This is a genomic window from Novipirellula herctigrandis (genome assembly GCA_007859835.1).
GTDB lineage: Bacteria > Planctomycetota > Planctomycetia > Pirellulales > Pirellulaceae > Novipirellula_A > Novipirellula_A herctigrandis.
The window spans coordinates 3,707,995-3,727,608 of sequence record SJPJ01000001.1 but is presented as its reverse complement, the minus strand read 5'-3'; the positions used below and the strand labels follow the sequence as shown (position 1 = coordinate 3,727,608).

At 52.8% G+C, this 19,614-nt stretch carries 11 protein-coding genes; 1 reads left to right on the top strand and 10 read right to left on the bottom strand.

The window, feature by feature from the left end; translation table 11 throughout:
• Positions 1–32 precede the first annotated feature (32 nt).
• A complete protein-coding gene (locus CA13_RS13660; protein WP_146397500.1) occupies positions 33–1,463 on the bottom strand; it encodes an arabinose isomerase in 1,431 nt (476 codons plus the stop codon).
• Here CA13_RS13660 and CA13_RS13655 point away from each other — a divergent pair.
• Positions 1,441–2,439 (top strand): AraC family transcriptional regulator, encoded by a 999-nt coding sequence (locus tag CA13_RS13655; protein WP_146397498.1) that lies wholly within the window; start codon positions 1,441–1,443, stop codon positions 2,437–2,439. The two genes, CA13_RS13660 and CA13_RS13655, sit on opposite strands and share 23 nt — an antisense overlap.
• On the opposite strand, the gene CA13_RS35090 is transcribed toward CA13_RS13655, so the two are convergent.
• The 9 genes from CA13_RS35090 to CA13_RS13615 form a co-directional block, all read right to left on the bottom strand.
• Positions 2,436–2,606, bottom strand: a complete 171-nt coding sequence (locus CA13_RS35090) for a hypothetical protein (RefSeq protein ID WP_419194312.1) — start codon at positions 2,604–2,606, stop codon at positions 2,436–2,438. The genes CA13_RS13655 and CA13_RS35090 overlap by 4 nt on opposite strands.
• A 60-nt stretch (positions 2,607–2,666) precedes the next feature.
• Positions 2,667–4,547 (bottom strand): endo-1,4-beta-xylanase, encoded by a 1,881-nt coding sequence (locus tag CA13_RS13650; protein ID WP_146397496.1) that lies wholly within the window; start codon positions 4,545–4,547, stop codon positions 2,667–2,669.
• A 143-nt stretch (positions 4,548–4,690) separates the two neighbouring features.
• Complete coding sequence (locus CA13_RS13645) at positions 4,691–6,031, bottom strand: sulfatase family protein (protein WP_146403644.1); 1,341 nt, start codon at positions 6,029–6,031, stop codon at positions 4,691–4,693.
• A gap of 153 nt (positions 6,032–6,184) precedes the next feature.
• Positions 6,185–9,130, bottom strand: coding sequence for an alpha-L-rhamnosidase (locus CA13_RS13640; RefSeq protein ID WP_146397494.1), 2,946 nt, complete (start codon positions 9,128–9,130; stop codon positions 6,185–6,187).
• Positions 9,131–9,196: 66 nt separating this feature from the next.
• Positions 9,197–10,621, bottom strand: a complete 1,425-nt coding sequence (locus CA13_RS13635) for a BNR repeat-containing protein (RefSeq protein WP_146397492.1) — start codon at positions 10,619–10,621, stop codon at positions 9,197–9,199.
• Positions 10,622–10,865: 244 nt separating this feature from the next.
• Positions 10,866–15,059 (bottom strand): glycosyl hydrolase, encoded by a 4,194-nt coding sequence (locus tag CA13_RS13630; RefSeq protein WP_419194311.1) that lies wholly within the window; start codon positions 15,057–15,059, stop codon positions 10,866–10,868.
• A gap of 70 nt (positions 15,060–15,129) precedes the next feature.
• Positions 15,130–16,032, bottom strand: coding sequence for a hypothetical protein (locus CA13_RS13625; protein ID WP_146397488.1), 903 nt, complete (start codon positions 16,030–16,032; stop codon positions 15,130–15,132).
• Positions 16,033–16,134: 102 nt separating this feature from the next.
• Positions 16,135–18,111, bottom strand: coding sequence for an ulvan lysase-like protein (locus CA13_RS13620; RefSeq protein WP_419194310.1), 1,977 nt, complete (start codon positions 18,109–18,111; stop codon positions 16,135–16,137).
• 151 nt (positions 18,112–18,262) lie between these two features.
• Complete coding sequence (locus tag CA13_RS13615) at positions 18,263–19,603, bottom strand: sulfatase-like hydrolase/transferase (protein ID WP_146397486.1); 1,341 nt, start codon at positions 19,601–19,603, stop codon at positions 18,263–18,265.
• Positions 19,604–19,614 lie beyond the last annotated feature (11 nt).

The window sequence follows — 19,614 nt, the reverse complement described above, 5'->3', positions numbered from 1 at the left end:
AGGTTTGTCATTGAGCATCTTTCGCGTTCGGTTCATACCACAGTGATTACTTCGATCTCCAGCAGCTTTCCGAGCTTGTCGATTTTGTCTGCGATGTGGCCAACTCCGACCGCACAGTGGTGTGCTGGGCCCGCCGCATTCCAACGGTTTACAAACTCTCTAACGCCGCAATCGAACCGATAACGGCTGTTCGTGTTGCCAATCTCCAAAATCGGCCCGGCTACTGACTCTCCCTCGGCAACCAGCAATGCAAGTGTTCCGCCGGGCTGCTCGACAATGGACAACAGTGTCACTGGACCATGTTTGACGGCCATCTCCACCGAGACTCCACGCCCGACCTTGCCGTGGTAGACGTTGAGCGGACGCACTTTCGTTTTTCCTTCTGCGATCGCAATATGGCCCGGACCATCGTGCCCCATCAGCACGACGTCGTCGTTGAAATCCATCGCGTAGTATTCTGTGAATGAACCACCGACGCCAAACAGGTCCATGATCTTCATCGCTTGTACGTTTTTGACTTCGTACTCACCGGCGACCGGGATACCGCGGCCAGTAAGCTGCGATGTGCCGAGTATGATCGAAGCGAGCGCTGTTTCGTTTTCCGAAACCCCCGTGCCTTTGTAGTAGTACGCCATCGATCCAAGTCGATAATCGTCGACAATTGCATCCAAAGCCACAGCGGTCCGTGCTGCTTCGGACAAGTCTTCCGCTGAGCAATCCGATTGGACATCAAAAACTTCGTGGAACTCTTCCACTCTTGCCACAACCTCACTCTGCGTTACGTCGCGACGCCGAGCACCCAACTCATCCACTTCCAACAACTCAACGTGGGTACCAAAGACCGCGCACTGGAGTGTCATGTCGGTATAGATATCAAGCATTCCGCTGTAGTAATGGCCCATCAAACCGAGACGGTTTTCCGCCATGACCGCAGCCACTCGTGCGGCTTCGACCCAGGCGTCGATCTCGTCCCAGCACACGGGATCGTCATCAAGTACGCCTGTGACCTGATGAAAGGGAATCCCTGCTCTTTGAAAGACGTTGGCGATCTCCGGCACAGGACAGGCGGAACAGTGTGCTAGCCACTCGCCGGTCATTTTGGTCCGGTCGCCAAGTGAGTTAAAATGCGCGTAGTCGATCGCTGCCTCCGGTGCAAGGTTCAGTACGATCACGGGCACCTTGGCCCGTCGCACTACCGGCAGCACGGTTGAAGACAGCGCGTAGGTCGTGACGTGCAGGAAAATCACGTCCACATCGGCGCGCCGCATCTCTCGCCCCGCCTGATACGCCCGCTCAGGACTGTCCACGAGTCCAACGTTGACAATTTCAACGCCCGGACGTGCAAGTTTCCCTGCGACCGAGGTGAGGTATGCTTCGAGTCGTTCTTTCAGCCCTTCGAACTGTGGCCAGTAGGTGTCGAGTCCGATTCCGAATAGTCCGATGCGTAAAGGTGAGTTCTTCATAGTCCTAAATTTAAATCTCGCTGGTCAAAATGGAATAGCGAGGATGGCATTTAGCATATATAAAATGATCATCGCCATGAAGAACTACTTTCGCTACATCCCGACCCCACCTGAACTCCTGAACTGGGGGTTGGCGCTTTCCGCGGCAGGCTTCACTCGCATTCCGCCTCAAACACCCTATCCGCCTAACAAACACCCTGACGATCATGATCTGGACTGGCAACATGGGCGCGTCATCGAAGCTCTTCAGGTGGTCCTCATTCTGGAAGGCAGCGGCCTGCTCGAAACACGCGAGGTACGAGAGCGGAGAGTCGACGCTGGCATGGTGTTTTTGATCCTCCCCAACAGCTGGCACCGCTACCGTCCTAATCCCCAAACCGGCTGGGTCGAAAGCTGGATCGAGGTGCGAGGTCCCGTTGTCGACAAACTGCTTGAAGAAGACACGTTTCCAGCGAATTCGGTGCTCCGACGCGGTGGTTTTGATGCCGGCATCGAGGAAACACTCAATCGTATTCATCTTCGGATCGGAGACGACACGGCCGGTAGCCGACCGGAGCTCGCGGCCCTCGCGTTGCAGGTTCTTGCCCAGTGCGCTTGCATTGGAACCAGCCCAGCTCGGCTATCGAACATTCAGCGTGCAGTCCATCGTGCCGAACGATACCTGAGCGATCATTACCGCGAGGCAATTCAAATGGAATCGCTCGCAGCTAAGTTCGGCGTTGCCTACTCACACTTTCGACGAGCTTTTCGCGTCCACACCGGTCTTTCCCCCTGGCGGTACGTCATCCACCTGAGACTTACCCGCGCACGAGTGCTCATGGCTTCCAGCAACGCCACGCTCGATGAGATCGCTGCCCAAACCGGCTTCAGTTCCGGCTTTCACCTTTCTTCTTCTTTTAAACAGGCGTACGGGCTTGCTCCCAACGCATGGCGTAAATCTCTTGCGACAAAATCAAAAATCCCGTCAGCAAGCTAGAAGACCATGCTTGAATAGCCGATGCCGTTGTCGATTTCAATTTGGGTTGATGGTTTCGCTCCAGCAAACTCGACATCTTCTGCTTGGTCGCCGCGGAAGTCCGGGTTGAGGCATGCAATCTCCCAAAACAGCCCGGCGTCGCTGACAGAACGTTCTTCAATCATCATGACGGCATTCCATTGATGGTCGCCTTGACGGTCGTTCTCAACGGAATTGAATCCTTAGTCTCACTTGAGCTTGAATCGAATCATGGCGCCTTCGCGGTTCAGCGTAGCTTTCTTCATCACGATTTGACCTTCCCGTTCTACAGTGACGTGATAGTCGCCCAAGAATCCTCGAACCTGACAATTGCCGGCGGCGTTGGTTCTTGCAGTCTCGTCGGTCCACCATTGTTTGGCAACCAAATCGACGAACACCTTACCCGACGGTTTGAGACTCCAATCAGCACGCCATAATGCGGCTGCGGGCTTCCAATGAGCCTTTTCCCAAAATCCCCACTGGACGATTGAAACGAAGTTTGGATGACTGAACGTCGCGATCATCACGTCGCGAAAGTAATCTGCTTGCAACTGTTCGTCGTCGCCAGCTTCGACATCAAACTCGCTCAATTGCAACCGCGGAGCGATCTCGGCGAAACGATCATACACCTCGAGCAATTCTTCTGGCGGCGTAAGCGTCATCAGTTCAAAGTGCCCCATAAAACCAACGGTGTCCGGTGCCTGACCTTGTTCATTCAAAAAGCGAATGACACGCTTGTAGGGTTCGCGTTTGTAGCCGTCGGGCAGCACCTTGCCTTCATTGATTGCGTGGGTCGCGTTAGGGGCCAGTCGCCGAGCCTCCTTCATGATGTCCGCGTAGATCTGCATCCCACCGTATTCGATTTCATAGGTGTGCTTGCCCCAAGCGATAATGTGGTTGATTGTGTCCCACTCGGAAACAAAGAGGGATGTCTTGCGCAACACGTCAGCCATGTGCTCCCACAGCCATTGACGGTGAGCATCGGGGTTGCCGATAAATTGCTTTTCCATTGCGTTAAAATCCATCGCTGCCCAGGCTAGGTAGTGCCCACGGATGTCGACATTGTTGGCTTGTAGCCACGGAATGGCTTGCTGAGTGAACACCTTGTGCAAGCTGTTTCCGTCTGGTGTGCCACTCATTTGCTTTTTCCAAACGTGTGGCCTCAACTCGCTTTCAAAGGTTACACAGTTGAAGTACTTCTTGACGATCTCGCGGTACTTCTGTGCGTCCGACCACGTTGACGTCACGCTCGTTCCGTTGCGAACCTTTGCGTAAGGAAACATGCTCTCGTTGCCACCGAGAAGATAAGCATTGACCGCGTTGCCGAAGCCGAAAGCGTGTCGCTGCATTTGGATTGTTACTTTGGCGTCTTGAATCGGATTGTCGCGGGCGTCGACGACTTGGACGGTTATGTCCGCCTTGCGTATCTTCTCGATTCGTGCCAATGCATCTTCTCGCCACTGCGCGTCAAACTCACGGCCCTTATAGTTGACCGTGGAACGGGGAAGCGTTTTGATGTCGTAGTCTGCTCCATAGTTGATCAGCCGCAGTTCAGCAATCTGGGCGATGGTCCCCGCTTCGCCCAGTTCAAAAATGGCGTTGCTGCTGGCTGGATCACAATCGGCCGTCGCCACAAACGAGCGGACGTGCTGCTTCCATTCTCGATACGCTGACAGTTTGTATTCATATTGCGATTGTTCCGTTTCGGACTGAACGGAAAAATACACGTTGTTCGGCTGGCCACCTGCTCCAGGCCGGCAAATCCAAAAGGAGAGCAACATGACGTCCCCCTTTTTGATCGCGGCGTCGATTGGGACAATCACCTGCATGTTTTCAGGGGCGCAAAATCGGACGTCGGATTCAACCTGATAAATGGCCTCCAGCGGCACGTCCTTCACTTGCGTCCAAGCCGCCGTCGCCTCCACATTCGACTTGTGAAATCGGAGTTTGCTGTCACGTTGGAACGACAAAAGGTCTTGACCGCCCGGCGGGGGCACAATCGGATCGTCGGCGTATGTGATGCTCGTAACGAGCATCATCAAAAGTGCGAACAGAAACGTCCCGTTCACTTGCTGATTGGACTCAAACATTCTAGCGTGCTGCCTTTCGAAAAACTCAATTTCAGGGAGGAGAGCATCAGAACAGATCTTTCCTGAGGGGAACCGTGTGGTATCTGAAAAATTTGGGCTTGCGTTTTCTATTAGCACAATGGTTCGATCAAAGAAGCTGCTTGTTAGTGGGCTGAAGCTTTGAGCTGAGCGAAGCGTTTGCGCATTTCAATCAGTTTGTCTTTGTGCATCGGATTGGCCGCGAGGTCATTCTCCTCGATTGGATCATTCTTCAGATCGAACAACTGCTCCCGATCAAACTCGGGCCAGTAAAAGTACTTCCAGTCCTTTCGCACCAATGCTTCGGAAGCGGGAATAAAGTCGGTGCTCTTGAGCATCGGATGCTCATAGAAAAACTCGTCACGCCACTCGGGTTTCTCTTCTGAAAGATAAAGTGAGCCTAGGTCCGATCCTTGCATCGTCTCAGGTGCATCGATCCCGGCGGCGGCGAGAATCGTGGGTGCCAAGTCCACGTTAAGAGTGAATTCATCCTTGGTCTGACCACGTGTGCTCTTGGTCATCCGAGGATCGTTGACAATCAGTGGAACGCGAATGCTTTCTTGATGCGGATACCATTTGTCGGCTAGGCCGTGCTCGGCGTGGTAGTAACCATTGTCCGTCGTGAAGATGACCAGCGTGTTGTCGGCTAATCCCTGTTCTTTCAATTCCGCCAGAATACGCCCGCAAGTCGTATCAACCTCGGTAGCCAAACGGTAATAGTTCTTCATCATCGACTGATATTTTTCAGGCGTGTCGAAACGCCAGTGCCAGCGGTTTCGACCTTCGTTTTTCTCGTTGCCTACAAACTCAGGCAATCGTTCAAATGATTCCTGTGTAGCATTCACTGCGACCGGAATCGAGACGTTCTCGTACAGTTCCATACTTTCGGGTTGTGGCAGAAATTGCAGTGGATTGGAGTCTTCGGCATGCGTTGCAAAAAACGCGACCGTCAAACAGAAAGGTTTATCGGTTGGCCGAGTCCGTAGGAAATCCATCGCGTCATTCTCGTTCTTTTGCGTGACGTGAACCTTCGACCCGTCAGCCTGTTTGAGCCAGTGTTTCCCGTAGTAGGATCGGCTGAAATCAAAATTTTCGGCCGGAAGTTTGCCATTGTGCCACTTGCCGACGTGACCGACGTAATAACCGTTTTCACGCAACAAACCTGGGAAGGTTTCTGACCAAGCCGTCTGCCACGGCTTAAACGATCGGTTTCCATGCCGCGACATCCACTGCCCCGTAAACAGCGAAGCGCGACTAATTCCACAAATAGAAGTGGTGACGCAATTGTGAGTAAATCTCACTCCCTCCGTTGCCAATTGATCGAGCGTTGGTGTTTTTACGACCGAATTGCCGGCTACCCCAAGCGTGTTGTGCCGCCAATCATCGGCGTACAGCAAGAGGATGTTCATCGGAGTGGGTGCTGTCTGATCATCGCTGGCAGCAAACGCTTGGCTTGAGTCAAGCATTTGCTGCGCAGTCAGTATCAGAAGGGCCAAATAGGCAAAGTTCAGTTTGTTCATTTCTGTCTTTTGAGTTTCGCGATATTTCGGTTTCACGTTTGGTATGAGATTTCCACTAGGAAAGCAAGCATGCAATGCGTGCAGCTAAGCACGCGCGAGCTAATCCTGAATCGGCTTCGCAGATCCCACCATTGCCATCGTAAGTTTGTATTGGTGCTTTCCAGCACCGACGATTTCGCTTTGGCGTCCATTGGGGAATTTGATTGTTGCCGTCGTGTTAGGCGGAACCACCACTTCCATCGCGAGCGAATTCCCGTTCAATTCCCAACCACTAACCGCTTTCCCATAGATGGTTTCCAGTTCGGCGCGAACCGATGTGAGTGGTCCACCGATCAGGGGACGAATGAAGAAGTGTTTGTATCCGGGGTGATTTGGGTCGGCAGCCAGACCGGCAACCCGTTCGTACATGAACTGGCCAATTGCTCCGTAGGCATAGTGGTTGAACGAGTTCATGCCTGCGTCCCCAAATCCCTCCGCATGACTGTAGCTGTTCCAACGCTCCCACATCGTCGTGGCTCCCTGATTGATCGAATAAAACCATGATGGGTAGCTTTCTTGAAACAGCAGCTCGAAGCAGATCTCAGGGTGCCCGAGTTCATCAAAAACAGGAGCCAGCAGTGGAGTCCCAAGGAATCCCGTTCGTAGATGGCGGTCGGCTTCCTCGTATTTCTCCAGCAGTGTCGCCGCAACTTTTTTGCGAAGCTCGGGCTCGACCAGTTCGTAAGCTAATCCCATCAAGCAGGCGGTCTGTGTGTTCGCTCCCTCGGCAACTTCAGCGCCGGCAAAATACCGATTCGAGAACGCACTGCGAATGTCAGCGTGCAGTTTTTTGTAGCGTTGAGCGTCTTCCTTCTTGCCCAATGCGGTGGCTGTCCAAAAAAGGATTCGAGCGTCACGACCAAAGTAGGCCGTCGCGATCAAATCCTGAGCCGTATCGCCCTTGCGATCACCCTTGGAAAAGGGCTGTAACCAGTCACCAAAACCTTTCAGCGTAGGAATCAGACTTTCGGACTCTCGCTCGTAAACGCCAACCCACTTCTTCATCGCTTCGTAGTTGTCGCTGAGAATCCGAATATCGCCGGTTCGTTCGTAGACGTCCCAAGGAGCCGTCACCACGACGTCGGCCCAACCGGGGCTTGCGTACCCAAAATTTGTTGCCGGCACAGTATGTGGAATCTTGCCTTCCGGAGTCTGATCGTCGCGAACGGTTTGTAGCCAGCGGGCCCAAAACGAATACACGTCGTAGTTGAAGAAAGACGTGGGCAGAAAGACTTGTGCATCACCGGTCCAACCGAGTCGTTCGTCGCGTTGGGGGCAATCGGTTGGAATGTCGAGGAAGTTACTAATTTGGCCCCATCGAATGTTACTCTGCAGTTGATTCAGCTTCGCATGTGACGAAGTGAACTTTCCGGTCGAGTCAAAGTCGGTGTGATAAACGTGTGCCGTCACCGATTCAGGCCTTAGTTCTTCGCCTTTGGACAATCCGCTGATTTCCACATAGCGGAATCCAAAGAACGTCAGTGATGGTTTCCAACCGATTTGGCCGTCGGTCGCCGCAATATAAGTCGCTTGCGAACGAGCGCTTCGATAGTTGGTGGTGTAGAGCGTGCCATCTTGTTCCAGCATTTCGGCGACACGAAAAGTAATCTTTTCACCCTTCGCAACGGGCAAAGTCACTTCTGGAACGCCCACTAGGTTTTGTCCAAAGTCAAACACGTACTTGTCCGGTTCGGGCTCGGTCAATTTGACAGCCGCCACTTGTTTCATGCCCCGAACCGGCGGAATTCGCTTTGGTACGAGCAGAGGTTCCGAAGATACGGCTGTTGGCTTCACTGCGTCCCATGCAGAGTCGTCATATCCCGCGATGCTCCAATGTCCAAGTTCAAGTGCCGCGTCGTAATCTTCACCGTGATAGAAGCCGCCGGCTCGGATGGGGCCTTGATCGGTGCCGCTCCAAAATTTGTCGGTGTTGATCGTTTCAACTCGACCGTCAGCGTAAGTCAACTCCAGCTGTCCGAGCAGCTTTGGTGTTAATGCTTGAAGTTCCGTGGGTTTGCGGAGCAATAAATTCCCCGCATACCAACCTTCACCCAACAGAGCCCCAATCGCATTTCCACCATCACGAATCATTGATGTCACATCGTACGTCAACGTCTCAACGCGTTTGGAGTACGTTGTGTAGCCGGGACTCAGCAAATCATTGCCGACTCGTTTGCCATTGATTTGGAATTCGTAAATCCCGAGGGCGGATGCGTACAATCGAGCTTTAACGATCTTTTGCTCGACATTGAAATCGCGGCGAAGATAGTAGCCGGGGTGAGCCGTAAACGGTGGATATGGATTAAAGGTGCTGTTTTCCGGAACTTCCGCCTGCTTTTTAACGCCGTTGACTTCGTACTCAACCCACAACGTTTTCGGTGTTTGCGGCGCAGGGTCACCACCAAGTCGAGCATTTGTGACGCGAATCGGCATCGCTCCGTTGGTGATCGCACGCGTCAGTTTATCGGCGACGTCAACAACCTTGGGTGTTGCGCCCGTTCGACTTCCGTACTCGGCCTTTAAAATTCTGACATTGCTGCTTGCCGTTAGTCCACGATCGACTTCGATCCAATCGGCTTTCCAGTCGGAATTGGAAAGCAGGCCCATTTCAATCTTAGCTTCATTGCTCCACTGCGACTCACGGCCTTGGTTGTCCCAGAACTTGATCCGCCAAAATGCTTGCTGCCTGGACTCGAGCGAAGGTCCTTTGTAAGGCACCCAAACCGATTGATCCGATTCAACCTTTCCGGAATCCCAGAGTACCGATGAACTAGAAGCTGATTGGGTTTCGCTTGTTACCACGATTCGGTAAGCCGACTGCGCCAGCACGCCGTCCATCACTGGCAACTTCCACGACAATACGGGCAATGGATCATGGAATCCAACCGGGTCAACAAAGTCTTCACCAACGCGAAGTGAATGGGGTTGCCACTGTGCGGCGGTTGTTGTTGTAGAGCAAACGCCAATTAACAAGGCAAGCAAAAATTGGAATCGTACTATGTTCATGAGCTGTTTGGTTTTTCGAGGAATTCGTTTTTGCGAGAGGAACGGTTGAGCGTGACTGCATATTTCTTAGAAGCGATAATCCACAACATTCAGTGCCGAAGGAAATCCATCGACCGGCTCTGGTCGTTCGGTACGGATGAGCCTGGACGGTTCTTCTTGGCTGTAAACGGATAACACGTTTTCCGCCTCCCATCGCGGCAGATCCACCAACGCTTCACCGCAGATAGAATGGGCCTCAGGCAACTTGACCTGACTCCAACGCCAGCGAGTTTGGCGAGAATCAGGCAACCCCTTGGCGATAAAGAGCTCTCCGTCGTCGTTGTAGACCAGAACGAGCATGCGATCTTCGGTGCCAACCAGCTTTGGACGTTTTCCAGTGAAGGGCAGTATCTCTTGTCGCCATGCCCCCGTTTGGCTTCTCCAATAATGGTGATAGCGGCTTTCGTAGCAACCCTTGGCACGGTGCCTCATGACGATGTGAATACTACCATCATCGTAGGCATAGTGTGTGTTTTGATTCGCCACCCTAGCCTCAGGCGGAATGGGCACTACGATCAAGCCCGGCGAATCAAGATGAATGTATTTCTGACCTGTTCTTCCGATGATTTTTCCGGCCGAATTGCACCACGTTCGACCATAATCGTCGCTGTAGGCATAACAAAGATCGTGCTGATTCGCGGGATTGGTTTTCTCAAATCGATCTCGCCATACCCAAGACGCGTGCAAACGCTCACCGGCGAACGAGAGTGAATTCATGTAAGGACAGCGACAGGGACTGGTTCGGCCCCTTTCGGTAAATATTCCGATGTCACGGGCAATGAACTTTCCAAGGCCAGGCGTCCAGCCATGCTTTTCCCCATCATATTCCTCAATCATCCCGTCGCCGTTACCCGACGTAACGGCCCGGTAATAGAGCATCAGATTGCCATTCGGGGCCGAGAAAAATCGTGGGTAGGTGACTCTTTGATCCGGAATGACGGCCCCAAGCGTGTGCGTTACACCACCAAACAGATCCGCATTCCATTTCACCGAATCCGGTTGGTGCGCAGCCCCTATTTTTGAAACGCGATAGTTTAGTTGCGAGGCATGGTGATCAAAGGCCAGATGAATCGTTCCGTCACGATCACAAATGCCAATGACAGCTGTATTGTGCGAATCATTCGATTTGAATTTGTGGTCTTTGAACGAAATGACCTCCCAGGAACCACTTGGCAGTTTTCTGCGGCCGATACAAAAGCACCGATCGGAATCGACATAGGTTGCGTATTGATAACCACGATAGGTTGTTAGAGCGTCTTGTTGATGCGTGCGCCCATTGACCGTAATAGCGAAACTCGCCGCAGGGCCGATCGCAAACGTCAATGCATTTTCTTCCACCGTGGTTTTGCGAATCAGTTCAAGCTCGCTCGCCTGTATGAATGAGTTGAAGAAGACGGCACCTAAGCTCCAGAGGATGAGGGTTCGAGCCAAAGACGTTGAATTTGTTCTCATTTTCTGTTCTGCCGTTCAAGACCACGACGTGCGGACACAATTTGTTCTTTGCTCGCGGACGCAGCAAGAAACGCAACTCCAAGCCAACGCCCACGGCTGCATTCGTTGCCATCCGCTGAGCCTAATGTTGAAGTAACTTTGATAGGTTTTATTGATCCCTTGGCAACTACTGAAATTGCGTTTGCTGCCAAGCACGTAAACATAATTAGGAAACAGGACGTATTTCATCGTTTCTTGATAGTTCTTACTCGAACAATGAGAATATCAACTTCGTGACGATCTCATGTCCCTTTCGATTGGGGTGATTGGTTTGCGATAGAAACGCCGACAAATCAGTTCCTTCGGACACCAGCTTTTGAAATGCAGCGTAGGAGTCGACTACCGGAACACCGAATTCATTTCCCAGGCGACGTACCGACTGAGCGTGAGAGGCAAGGCTGGACTTAGGATCCAAGATGTCTTCGTGTGAATCTGGTGTTGGCGTCAGCAGAACAACCTTCACTCTGCTATTTAGCGTCCGCCGGATCATTGTTCGCCAATATTCCTCGGCTGCTTTGACACCGATCGCTCGATCGTTCAGGCAGTAGTCGATGAAAACCACATCTGGTTTCAGCGTCAATACGTCCTCTGCAAAACGCTGCGAACCGCCACGCGAATTTTCTCCACCAATCGCAGTCGTGCATACGTCAATCACAGCGGTCGGGTATTGCTTGCACAAGGCTTGATGGAACAGGACTGGATAGGAATCAAATCGTTGAACCGTAGGAGTTTGGAAATATCCAGCAGGTACCGAATGACCATGAAACACGAATCGCACCAAACGGTTTTTAGGCCAAACCAATTGCATTTCGTGTTTTAGATCGTCGAATGTCTGACGCTTGCGGATGTAACCTGACGATGAAACGACTGAACGTTCAATGATCGGCACAATTTTCCCGACTTTTAAACTCACGTTGCGGCTCAGTCCGGAGAATTCGATCTGCGAATCTCGCTCGGGAGCCGAGTAGGTCCATGTCTTGCGGTCCGGCATTGGCAGTGCTGCGTCATAAACAAGGCGGTTGTGCCAAGTATTGGTGACAGCTATCGAGAGAGTGTTCGTTCCCTTTTGCAACAAAGCGGTGACATCTTGGCGGAATGGCGCGGCCCAGAGCACACCTGCATCTTGTCCATTCACTTTGACACTAGCGATGTTCCCGACACGTCCCAGGTCAAGCACCAATCGATCGTCGTTATTGAGTTCATCAAGTGTGAAGGAGGTTTGATAGGTTGCCGTGCCAGAAAAATGTTTTTGGGCTTTGTCGGTTAGTCCCGACCAAGGTTGCACTTGGCCCAAATTGACCGACTGTGGTGTATCCCAGCCACTTGGAAATGAGAGTGTCCAGCCTGATTGCAGTGGGATTGTTCTGGTGCCAACAACATCGACGGAAATTTCTTTGCCACCGGATCCACCGAATTTATAATTGCCATCTTTCCAGACAACCAGATTCTGTCCACCATCGATGACGCCATAAACCAATGGCTCAGGTTCAATCCATGGTTGCAGCGGTTCGGATCGAGAGAGGCCGTAGGCGGGAAACCTTTCCGCAGTGTCGACACGTGCTTGGTCAGTCGCGTCGACTAAGATTTCACCGTTCAGCGAAATCCGCTGCAACGACGACTTGGGTTGTTCGGGACGAAAAACAATGAACGTCGATCCTGCAACTGGCAACTGCACGGGAATCGTTGTGCCTTGGTTTGTCAAATGAAAGACTGGTACAGGTTCAACGCTACCGTCGACTGGATTCCAAAACTCAGGCTTGCCCTTTGCACGAAAATGCAGATTGGCGTTGAGCGATTGCTTTCGATCGCCAATTACAAAGTAGATATCCGTCTTGCCAACACGCTGATGGCACCATCGTTCTGGCAGGGTTCCGCTGACGTCCGGAGCAATCCCCAACTTGGCGAGCGAGGTTTCCAGATCATCACCCCAAAGCAAACGTCCTTTGCCGATACGCCGATCTCCGTTGGCCAGCGTGCCGTCACCCCAAAGCTCTTTGACCAGCGCATTAAACGTCGTTTCCGAATCGGCACCACCGCTCAACGATGGATTCAACTCTGGTGCTTGACCGATGACCGTTGCACCGGAAATGAGAAGTTCCTTGACTTTTAAAAGCGTTTCAGGCGTCAGTCGCCGACACTGTTTCGGTGAAAGCCAAAGGACTCGCCAGCGTGTGCCCTCGGGATTGACCAAATCGCCGTCATCGACTTTGAGACGCGTGGTCAACACATCCGCGTTCAAATAGTCGAAATGGTAACCACTCGGAAATGGTGAATCCTGCCTTGGCTTGTGATCGACGTCATCCCCGAGGTACCACAACACGTCGGCAACCGGCTTGCCCTGTTCCAACATCGAACCGCATCGCGCAAGATACCGTGTGAAGTGCGGCATGTGCTTCCACCAAGTTTGGCCACGCAGAAATGGCGTGCCGATTCGACTGCCGAACGAAGTTCCCGGCACTTGGTCGAGTGGATTATGCGTGTAGGTATGGAACACAAGGTGCGTGACGCCGAGTGCGAAGCTGCGGTCGGCAAGATTTTTCAGCGCGAATGGATGCTCACGCCAATCCAACGGGATACTGGTGAAAGATTCTGCCGCAACGCGAGGTTTTCCGTAAAGGTGCGCGGCCGAAGCGGTCGTTGCGATGGGCTTCGTTTCCAGTCCTCCATCGTGTGGATCATTGGGCTGCCAAAACTCACACATAGGAATGTCGGCCGACTTGTAGTACTGCAAGATGTCGCCAGGTGACACGTCACCTACCGCCGTTTCAAACGACAGCTCCAACCCACGTTCGCGTCCCAGTTCGGCCAAACGGCCAAAGTAGTTTTCGACAATTAAGTCGCTGATCGTTGCCCGCCAGTCTCGCAGGAACCGTTCGCTTGAGCGGTGATCATTCACCACCCAACCGGCAAGCGCCGGCATCCAAGTTCGAAGCGAGTATCCGCGGCGTTTCTCAAACTCCTGCGCCATCGCCGGAGTCCAAGTTTGCGTATAGCATTCCCAACTGTCGATTAGCATGCCTTTGAGCCGACCATTATCAGCGGCCCCACCCGGTTTGGACAGCCGACCGATATACCCAGCAAAGTGTTGCTCGGCGCCCACTGGGGAAAGCTTGTCACATTCGAAACCCGTCGCCTCCGGCGGTGCAGGTTTGTTTTTCACGCCTGTATTCACATGACCGAAACGAACAACCGTCCAATTGCCTGCTGGTGCATTCCAAGTCAGCCGTCCTGTCTCATCGACGTTTTCGCTCAAGTCAACCACAGAGTCGCGCCCGACCCAGGCTTTGGGGGACTGCTCAGGTGGCGTTGTCCTTTCCAAACTTCGCAACGCGTAACCGGCCTGTGCCCGCCAATCCTGAATCCGTGCGGCGGAAGACAAGCGAAGTTGCGAGACCTCCATCTCTCGATTGTTGTGGAAGATGATTCGGTACCGTTTGGACATCGCATCGGGAACCGCCATCACAAACGGCACCTCCGGCTGGCGATCTTGCCAGGTTCCGCGTGGCACGACATGCGTGACCAGGTCTTTCCAGCCGCTTTCACCCGCGGCTTCAATGGTGATCCTTGAGTCCGGATCGAAGTTGGCCCGTTTCATCAAGTGTTCGATCGGCGGCAGTTCGATCGACCGAAGCGTCACCGGATCGGCAAACGTGAACTCCACCCATGCTGGCTGATCGCCAACCGCGGGGACTTGGATTTCCACGTCTTTGCCTGCTAACCAATTGTCCCAGGTCGCGTTTGCCATGTTGCTGTGCACGGCGACTGGCTGCAGCCACTGGCCGGTATCATCCGCCGGGGTCGGAAAGGAGAGCACGGCGATGTCTTTGTAGTCACGCCACGCTTCATCACTTGGTTGAGGCTGTTCCAAGTTGATCGAAACAGGTTTGCCGCCCTGAAGATTCTTGCGACTGTAGATCAAGTGCCGCATCGCTTTGTCGGGAGTGATCCAAGGTCCACCGGACATCGCCCAACCAGGGCAATTCTGCATCGTGAACTTTAGGCCCAGTCGTTTGGTCTCGTCGGCTACATGTCCGATCAGAGAGTCCCAAGTCGGGCTAAGCGTTTGAATTTGCGGTTTCACCCCAGGCCACTCTCGGCCCTTCCCATGAAACAACTGGATTCCACCAATACCGGCATCGGACACAGCCTCCAGATCCATAGTCAAAGCTTCCCTGTTGACGTTACCACCAATCAAATGAAACCACGTCTCGGGGTACGACCGTTGTGGTGGCGACCTGAACTCCTGCGAAGTCCGCGACTGGTCCGGTGTTTGAGCCGACGTCGGCCCAGCGATGAAAACAACAAACAGTCCGGCCAAGAAGACTTTGGTCGACGAAACGTGGATTGATCGACGAAGGCAGCGTTGGCAATCGACTCTCTTAAAAGGCACGGCAAACATTTGGGGGTTGGTCTTTGAATTAGATTGAAATTGCGGGCTCTCCAGTGCAGCATTGCGCATCACAACGCTGTCAGTCACTCTTCGCCACCAGATTCACAATATAGCGGTCGATCACCTTCTGGACACTATTCCCATCTGAGCCCAACTGCAAAATCCACCATACCTCTACTGTATCTGAGAAATCGAGAAACTGAATTCGCTTTTGGGGAATTGGGTGAGCCTGTATGATCTCATTTGCCAATCGCCAGATCGCGAGATTTTTATTATTGCGATCATCAGCGCCGGTCACGATTTTAATCAGAGACAAGGTCTTATCCTTATACGCGGGTGTCCGATTCGATGAATTTCCATCATCAATTTTGAAATAACTCGCATTCTGCTTGGTGTATTGAAGGTTTCCTGGCTCCGTTCTGTCCTCATTGACCTTGCTGTGCTGGACAACGACGACATGCCGTCGAAGGATCTCGCTATCCACCCCCGATTCACGCAGTGCTAGTAACCACTGCGCTGTGTAGTTCGACGTGCCAGCCTCAGCCACCCAGACAATCCCACTTTGATCGAGAACACGCTTGACCCTTTCAGCTACTCGGTTGATTGTTGCCTGGGGCCAGACGAACTCGGTCTCATCAAAGTCCTTGTGTATATTGGTCCAATTTTCACCCTCGACACCGAAGGCAAACGCCATCACCTCGTCAGACCGAGGAATGTAAGGCTTAGTATCCAATTCGCCAAAATGATAACTCCCTAGGACCAAATGGTAATTCACGTCTGCGAAGTCCGGGTGCGTTAGCATGCCCGCTTCCGTCGCGATCGCCATGATGTCGTCAGGGTCTGTTTTACAGTCGTGCTGCAATAGCAAGAGGTCGGTGCCCTTGTCGAATGATCGCACTTGTTTTCGATCCTGCGCGGTTACTGCCGAAACGGGTAAAGCACAAACCATCGCTAGTACGACGAGAAGCAGGTTTGATCGCATGGTTATTTACCTTGGATGATTTAAACTTTGTGGTTGTTCGAGCTTGCCCTGCCGTTTTCGGACCAGTACTACGGCGATCGACGGCAAGGCATCGTGAGAACGCTAAGCAACGGAGATCTCGCAGCAGACCTTGCCCAATTGCTTGGCGGGAAATTCCGCGATGATCGGCACCGCTTCCGCACCCGGCACCATGTTGAATATGCGTCCCTTCTTACTGGCTTTGATCGCCAACGGGACATTCGATTGGACGATAACAGTCCCGTCCGGTTTTGTGATCTCAATGCGTTTTTCCGATACCAGACGGACTTCTTCGCCGGAGTGCGAAATGATAGGAACGACCAACGCAACTCGATCCGATCCTGATGTTGCGCCAGAGGACGATGTTGCGTCAGAGGACGATGTTGCGTCAGAGGACACTGCGGAAATCGTCACTTTCTCGCTATCAAACTGATACGTGACGTCATAACTTGCTGCCGCATTCTCAACGACTTTCCGATCTTCATCTTGCAGGGTCGTCTTCACATCGAACGTAATATGATCATCATGGTTTTCAACACTTACATCGGCCTTCAAGTCATAGATGTTGGTGAACCAGCCATCGGCGTTGCGAATTTCAACCCGTGTGGTAAAGGGGAAATCTTCACTAGGCTGAGGCTGTTGGTTCAGCGGTTCGACTAGAATGTATCGCGCCATGCTGGACGCCAGTAAAGTGCCCACCTTCATGTGATACAGCACCGCCAACGATCCACCGGTCGGTTGCTGCAGATGGACTACTGACTTGGTTTTGTAGATCGAATCGTAAGCAGACACCGTTCCTCGCCATGGCCCTTTCGCTGCAAGCCAAACGTCGAGTTCAGGAAAGTGCTTCACTCCTTGAGCGGTCCTGCGAGGTAGTGGCGTAATTGCGTCTACCTTGGGCATCCAATGCATTTTGTCCTGCACCAGAGCCATCACCTTCGCGTGTGCAAATGTGTGGTGGATACAAGGTTTGACACCATGCGAAACGTAGTGCGGGCCACCATGCAGCAGTCCATCTGCGGTACACCGTTGCAGTAGTTCTGCATTCCTAATCGCGGCTGTCCCAAACGCTGGATTGTAGCCTGCCATCAGACTCAGCGCAGGCTGACAGCCATCCGACGTCCGACTGCCCCAGTAGCTCCACTTGGCTGACCGAGTGCCCCAACTGTTGTCCCACGCACCGTCAGGCAACATGAATTCCAAGTGGGCGTTGAGAGATTCAACCAACAGGTCCAACAACTCCGTGTCGTTTTCTTCTAAAGCGTATAGCACGACGCCGTTGAGTGATTCCTCAACGTTGTACCCAAGGTCGACTGGCAACAGACCTCGGCCGCTGCGATTGTCATTCGGTTTGCCTTCGCCCCAGAGCAGCTTATTCGGTTCTGTGAAGAACTCTTTGAGCCGTTTCGAGAATTGCTCACTTCGTTCCGTGTACTTCCGTTTTCCTAGGACTCGACCGAACAGTTTAAAACCGTAGACGCCGGTCATTCCGTAGTTCAGATTCGTGAAATCAATCTTCTTGAAATCCCGATACAAATAGCCGCCGACCGCATCGTCGAGCCGTCTTGTCCACGCCGCGCGGCGATCTTCGTCCAGCACTTCGCCGTGATAGTGCAGGGCTTCGGCAAGTGCGATCGCGCCAAAGATTGTCGTTCCACGCCACGCTTTGGGGTTGATGTCATTGGTCCAGCTGCCATCGGGCTGACTAACGTTGTTCTCTGCCCAATCGTAAACATTGATCGCAGCGTCAAGATATTTCTTCTTGCCCGTTACATGCGCCATGTGTAAGAACGGATACAGCGCATCGGAACACCGGCCATGAATGTGATCACAAGCCGGACATGCCAAGGCACCATGAAGCTCGGCATTCCCCGGATCATTGATCTGGCGCCGAATCATCCCGTCACACCATTCCGAAAGCAAGCTTTTGGTTAGTGCGTCAAAGTCGCTGTTGCCAGGTTCTTCGGCAAACGTTTGCGCATTCGCGACTGCGCCACTCGCAAAGAGCGTGGCGCATGCATAGCTCGACGTCAGCCCCCCTATGAAATCTCTGCGATCCATGTTGTCTTTCTCTCGTCGGATGTAACCAGTTGCGTGTAAGTTTTCTCGATGGAACAAATCGTGAAATAGGACTCCAGCCTGTCGTTTCCAGCAAGACAGGCTGGAAGCCTATCCCACGTTTCAAATCCAACGGCGTTTTCCCGCTTGATCCTTAACGGCGGGGTGGGCTTGAGTTTATGACCGACGTGTTGTTACCGACCCAAGCATCAAGGATGCCCGAAAGCTTCTTGACTTTCTCTGCCTTCAGCGATGCCAAATCGTTGCGATCGTCAGGGTCAGTCTTCAAATCGTATAGCTCATCGCGTTCGGGCCGAGCGATCAGTTTATCCCAACCGTCGATGACCACACGCGCCATCAAGCCACTTCCAAGATCATCGAGCTGATCCAGATCGCTGTCGTGCTCATAAACGTCGACAAAGACCCGGTTGCGTTTTTTAAGTTGTGTCGGATCACGAAGATCAAGTCCGGTCATCGCTGATGGCGGTTTGATTCCACAGGCCCGCAAAATGGTCGTAGCAATATCGATGTTGCTGGCGAGAATTTCCGTATCACGCTGCGGCTGAATCGTTTTGCCGTGAGTAATGAAGATCGGTGTTCGGATCCCTGCCTCGACCGGCTCGCGTTTCGAGCGGATGCTATTGTTGAGTTTGCCAGGATCCTGCACCCATCCGTTGTCGCAGGTGTAGACGAATATCGTGTCTTCGTAGAGCTGCTTTTTCTTCAAATAGTCAATCATCTGGCCACAACCTTCGTCCAGCCACTCCACGTTCGCCCAGTAACGCGCCGTAGGCTCATCGGGGGCGAGATCTTGGTACTTGTCCAACAGCCGATCAGGTGCATTGTGTGGTGCATGTGGCAAGAAGACGCCGTACCAAACGAAAAACGGTTGATCGTTCGCATTCGCCTTGTCGACGAAATCATAGATGGGCTTCATCGTCTCCCGACCAATCTTTAACCCGTCGTCGCCGTGCCGTCCGCCACGAAAGTGGTCTCCATGAGTCATCGCGTCGGTGAAGCCATGGTCAAGCGGATTGCCCTCCCACCATTTTCCCGTTTGTAGCGTTGCGTAACCATTTTCTTTGAGTGTCCTGATGAACGACGGGTGCTCCATCATGGGCGCGGTCATTCGATTGCGCAACTTCGCCGAGAAAGGCTTGTCTTTCTGGCTCCTGCGACTTTTCCCGATCGGAAGAAGTGGGTCATTTCCGCGAATACCGGTCTGATGGGGGTAGAGTCCGCTTACGAGACTAGCCAATGAGGGTCGACAAAGCGGCGCCGTCACATACCCGCGTTCATAGAGCAGACCGGACCGAGCCAAAGCGTCCAAGTTTGGGGTTTGAACATACGGATGCCCCATAAACCCATAGTCCGTCCACCCCTGGTCGTCGCTCAAGATAAACACAACATTTGGTTTTGCAGCCTTAGCAGCCTGACCAGCCAAAGCGAACAACACCACGGAAAGCCAGATGGAGACGCAACAAAACTGCCTCATTTCAATTTTCT

Coding starts and splice junctions, on each gene's coding strand:
- CA13_RS13615 (WP_146397486.1), bottom strand. CDS start 19,603: ATGAGGCAGTTTTGTTGCGTCTCCATCTGGCTTTCCGTGGTGTTGTTC.
- CA13_RS13625 (WP_146397488.1), bottom strand. CDS start 16,032: ATGCGATCAAACCTGCTTCTCGTCGTACTAGCGATGGTTTGTGCTTTA.
- CA13_RS13650 (WP_146397496.1), bottom strand. CDS start 4,547: ATGTTTGAGTCCAATCAGCAAGTGAACGGGACGTTTCTGTTCGCACTT.
- CA13_RS13635 (WP_146397492.1), bottom strand. CDS start 10,621: ATGAGAACAAATTCAACGTCTTTGGCTCGAACCCTCATCCTCTGGAGC.
- CA13_RS13630 (WP_419194311.1), bottom strand. CDS start 15,059: ATGTTTGCCGTGCCTTTTAAGAGAGTCGATTGCCAACGCTGCCTTCGT.
- CA13_RS35090 (WP_419194312.1), bottom strand. CDS start 2,606: ATGATGATTGAAGAACGTTCTGTCAGCGACGCCGGGCTGTTTTGGGAG.
- CA13_RS13645 (WP_146403644.1), bottom strand. CDS start 6,031: ATGCTTGACTCAAGCCAAGCGTTTGCTGCCAGCGATGATCAGACAGCA.
- CA13_RS13620 (WP_419194310.1), bottom strand. CDS start 18,111: ATGGATCGCAGAGATTTCATAGGGGGGCTGACGTCGAGCTATGCATGC.
- CA13_RS13655 (WP_146397498.1), top strand. CDS start 1,441: ATGCGTAAAGGTGAGTTCTTCATAGTCCTAAATTTAAATCTCGCTGGT.
- CA13_RS13660 (WP_146397500.1), bottom strand. CDS start 1,463: ATGAAGAACTCACCTTTACGCATCGGACTATTCGGAATCGGACTCGAC.
- CA13_RS13640 (WP_146397494.1), bottom strand. CDS start 9,130: ATGAACATAGTACGATTCCAATTTTTGCTTGCCTTGTTAATTGGCGTT.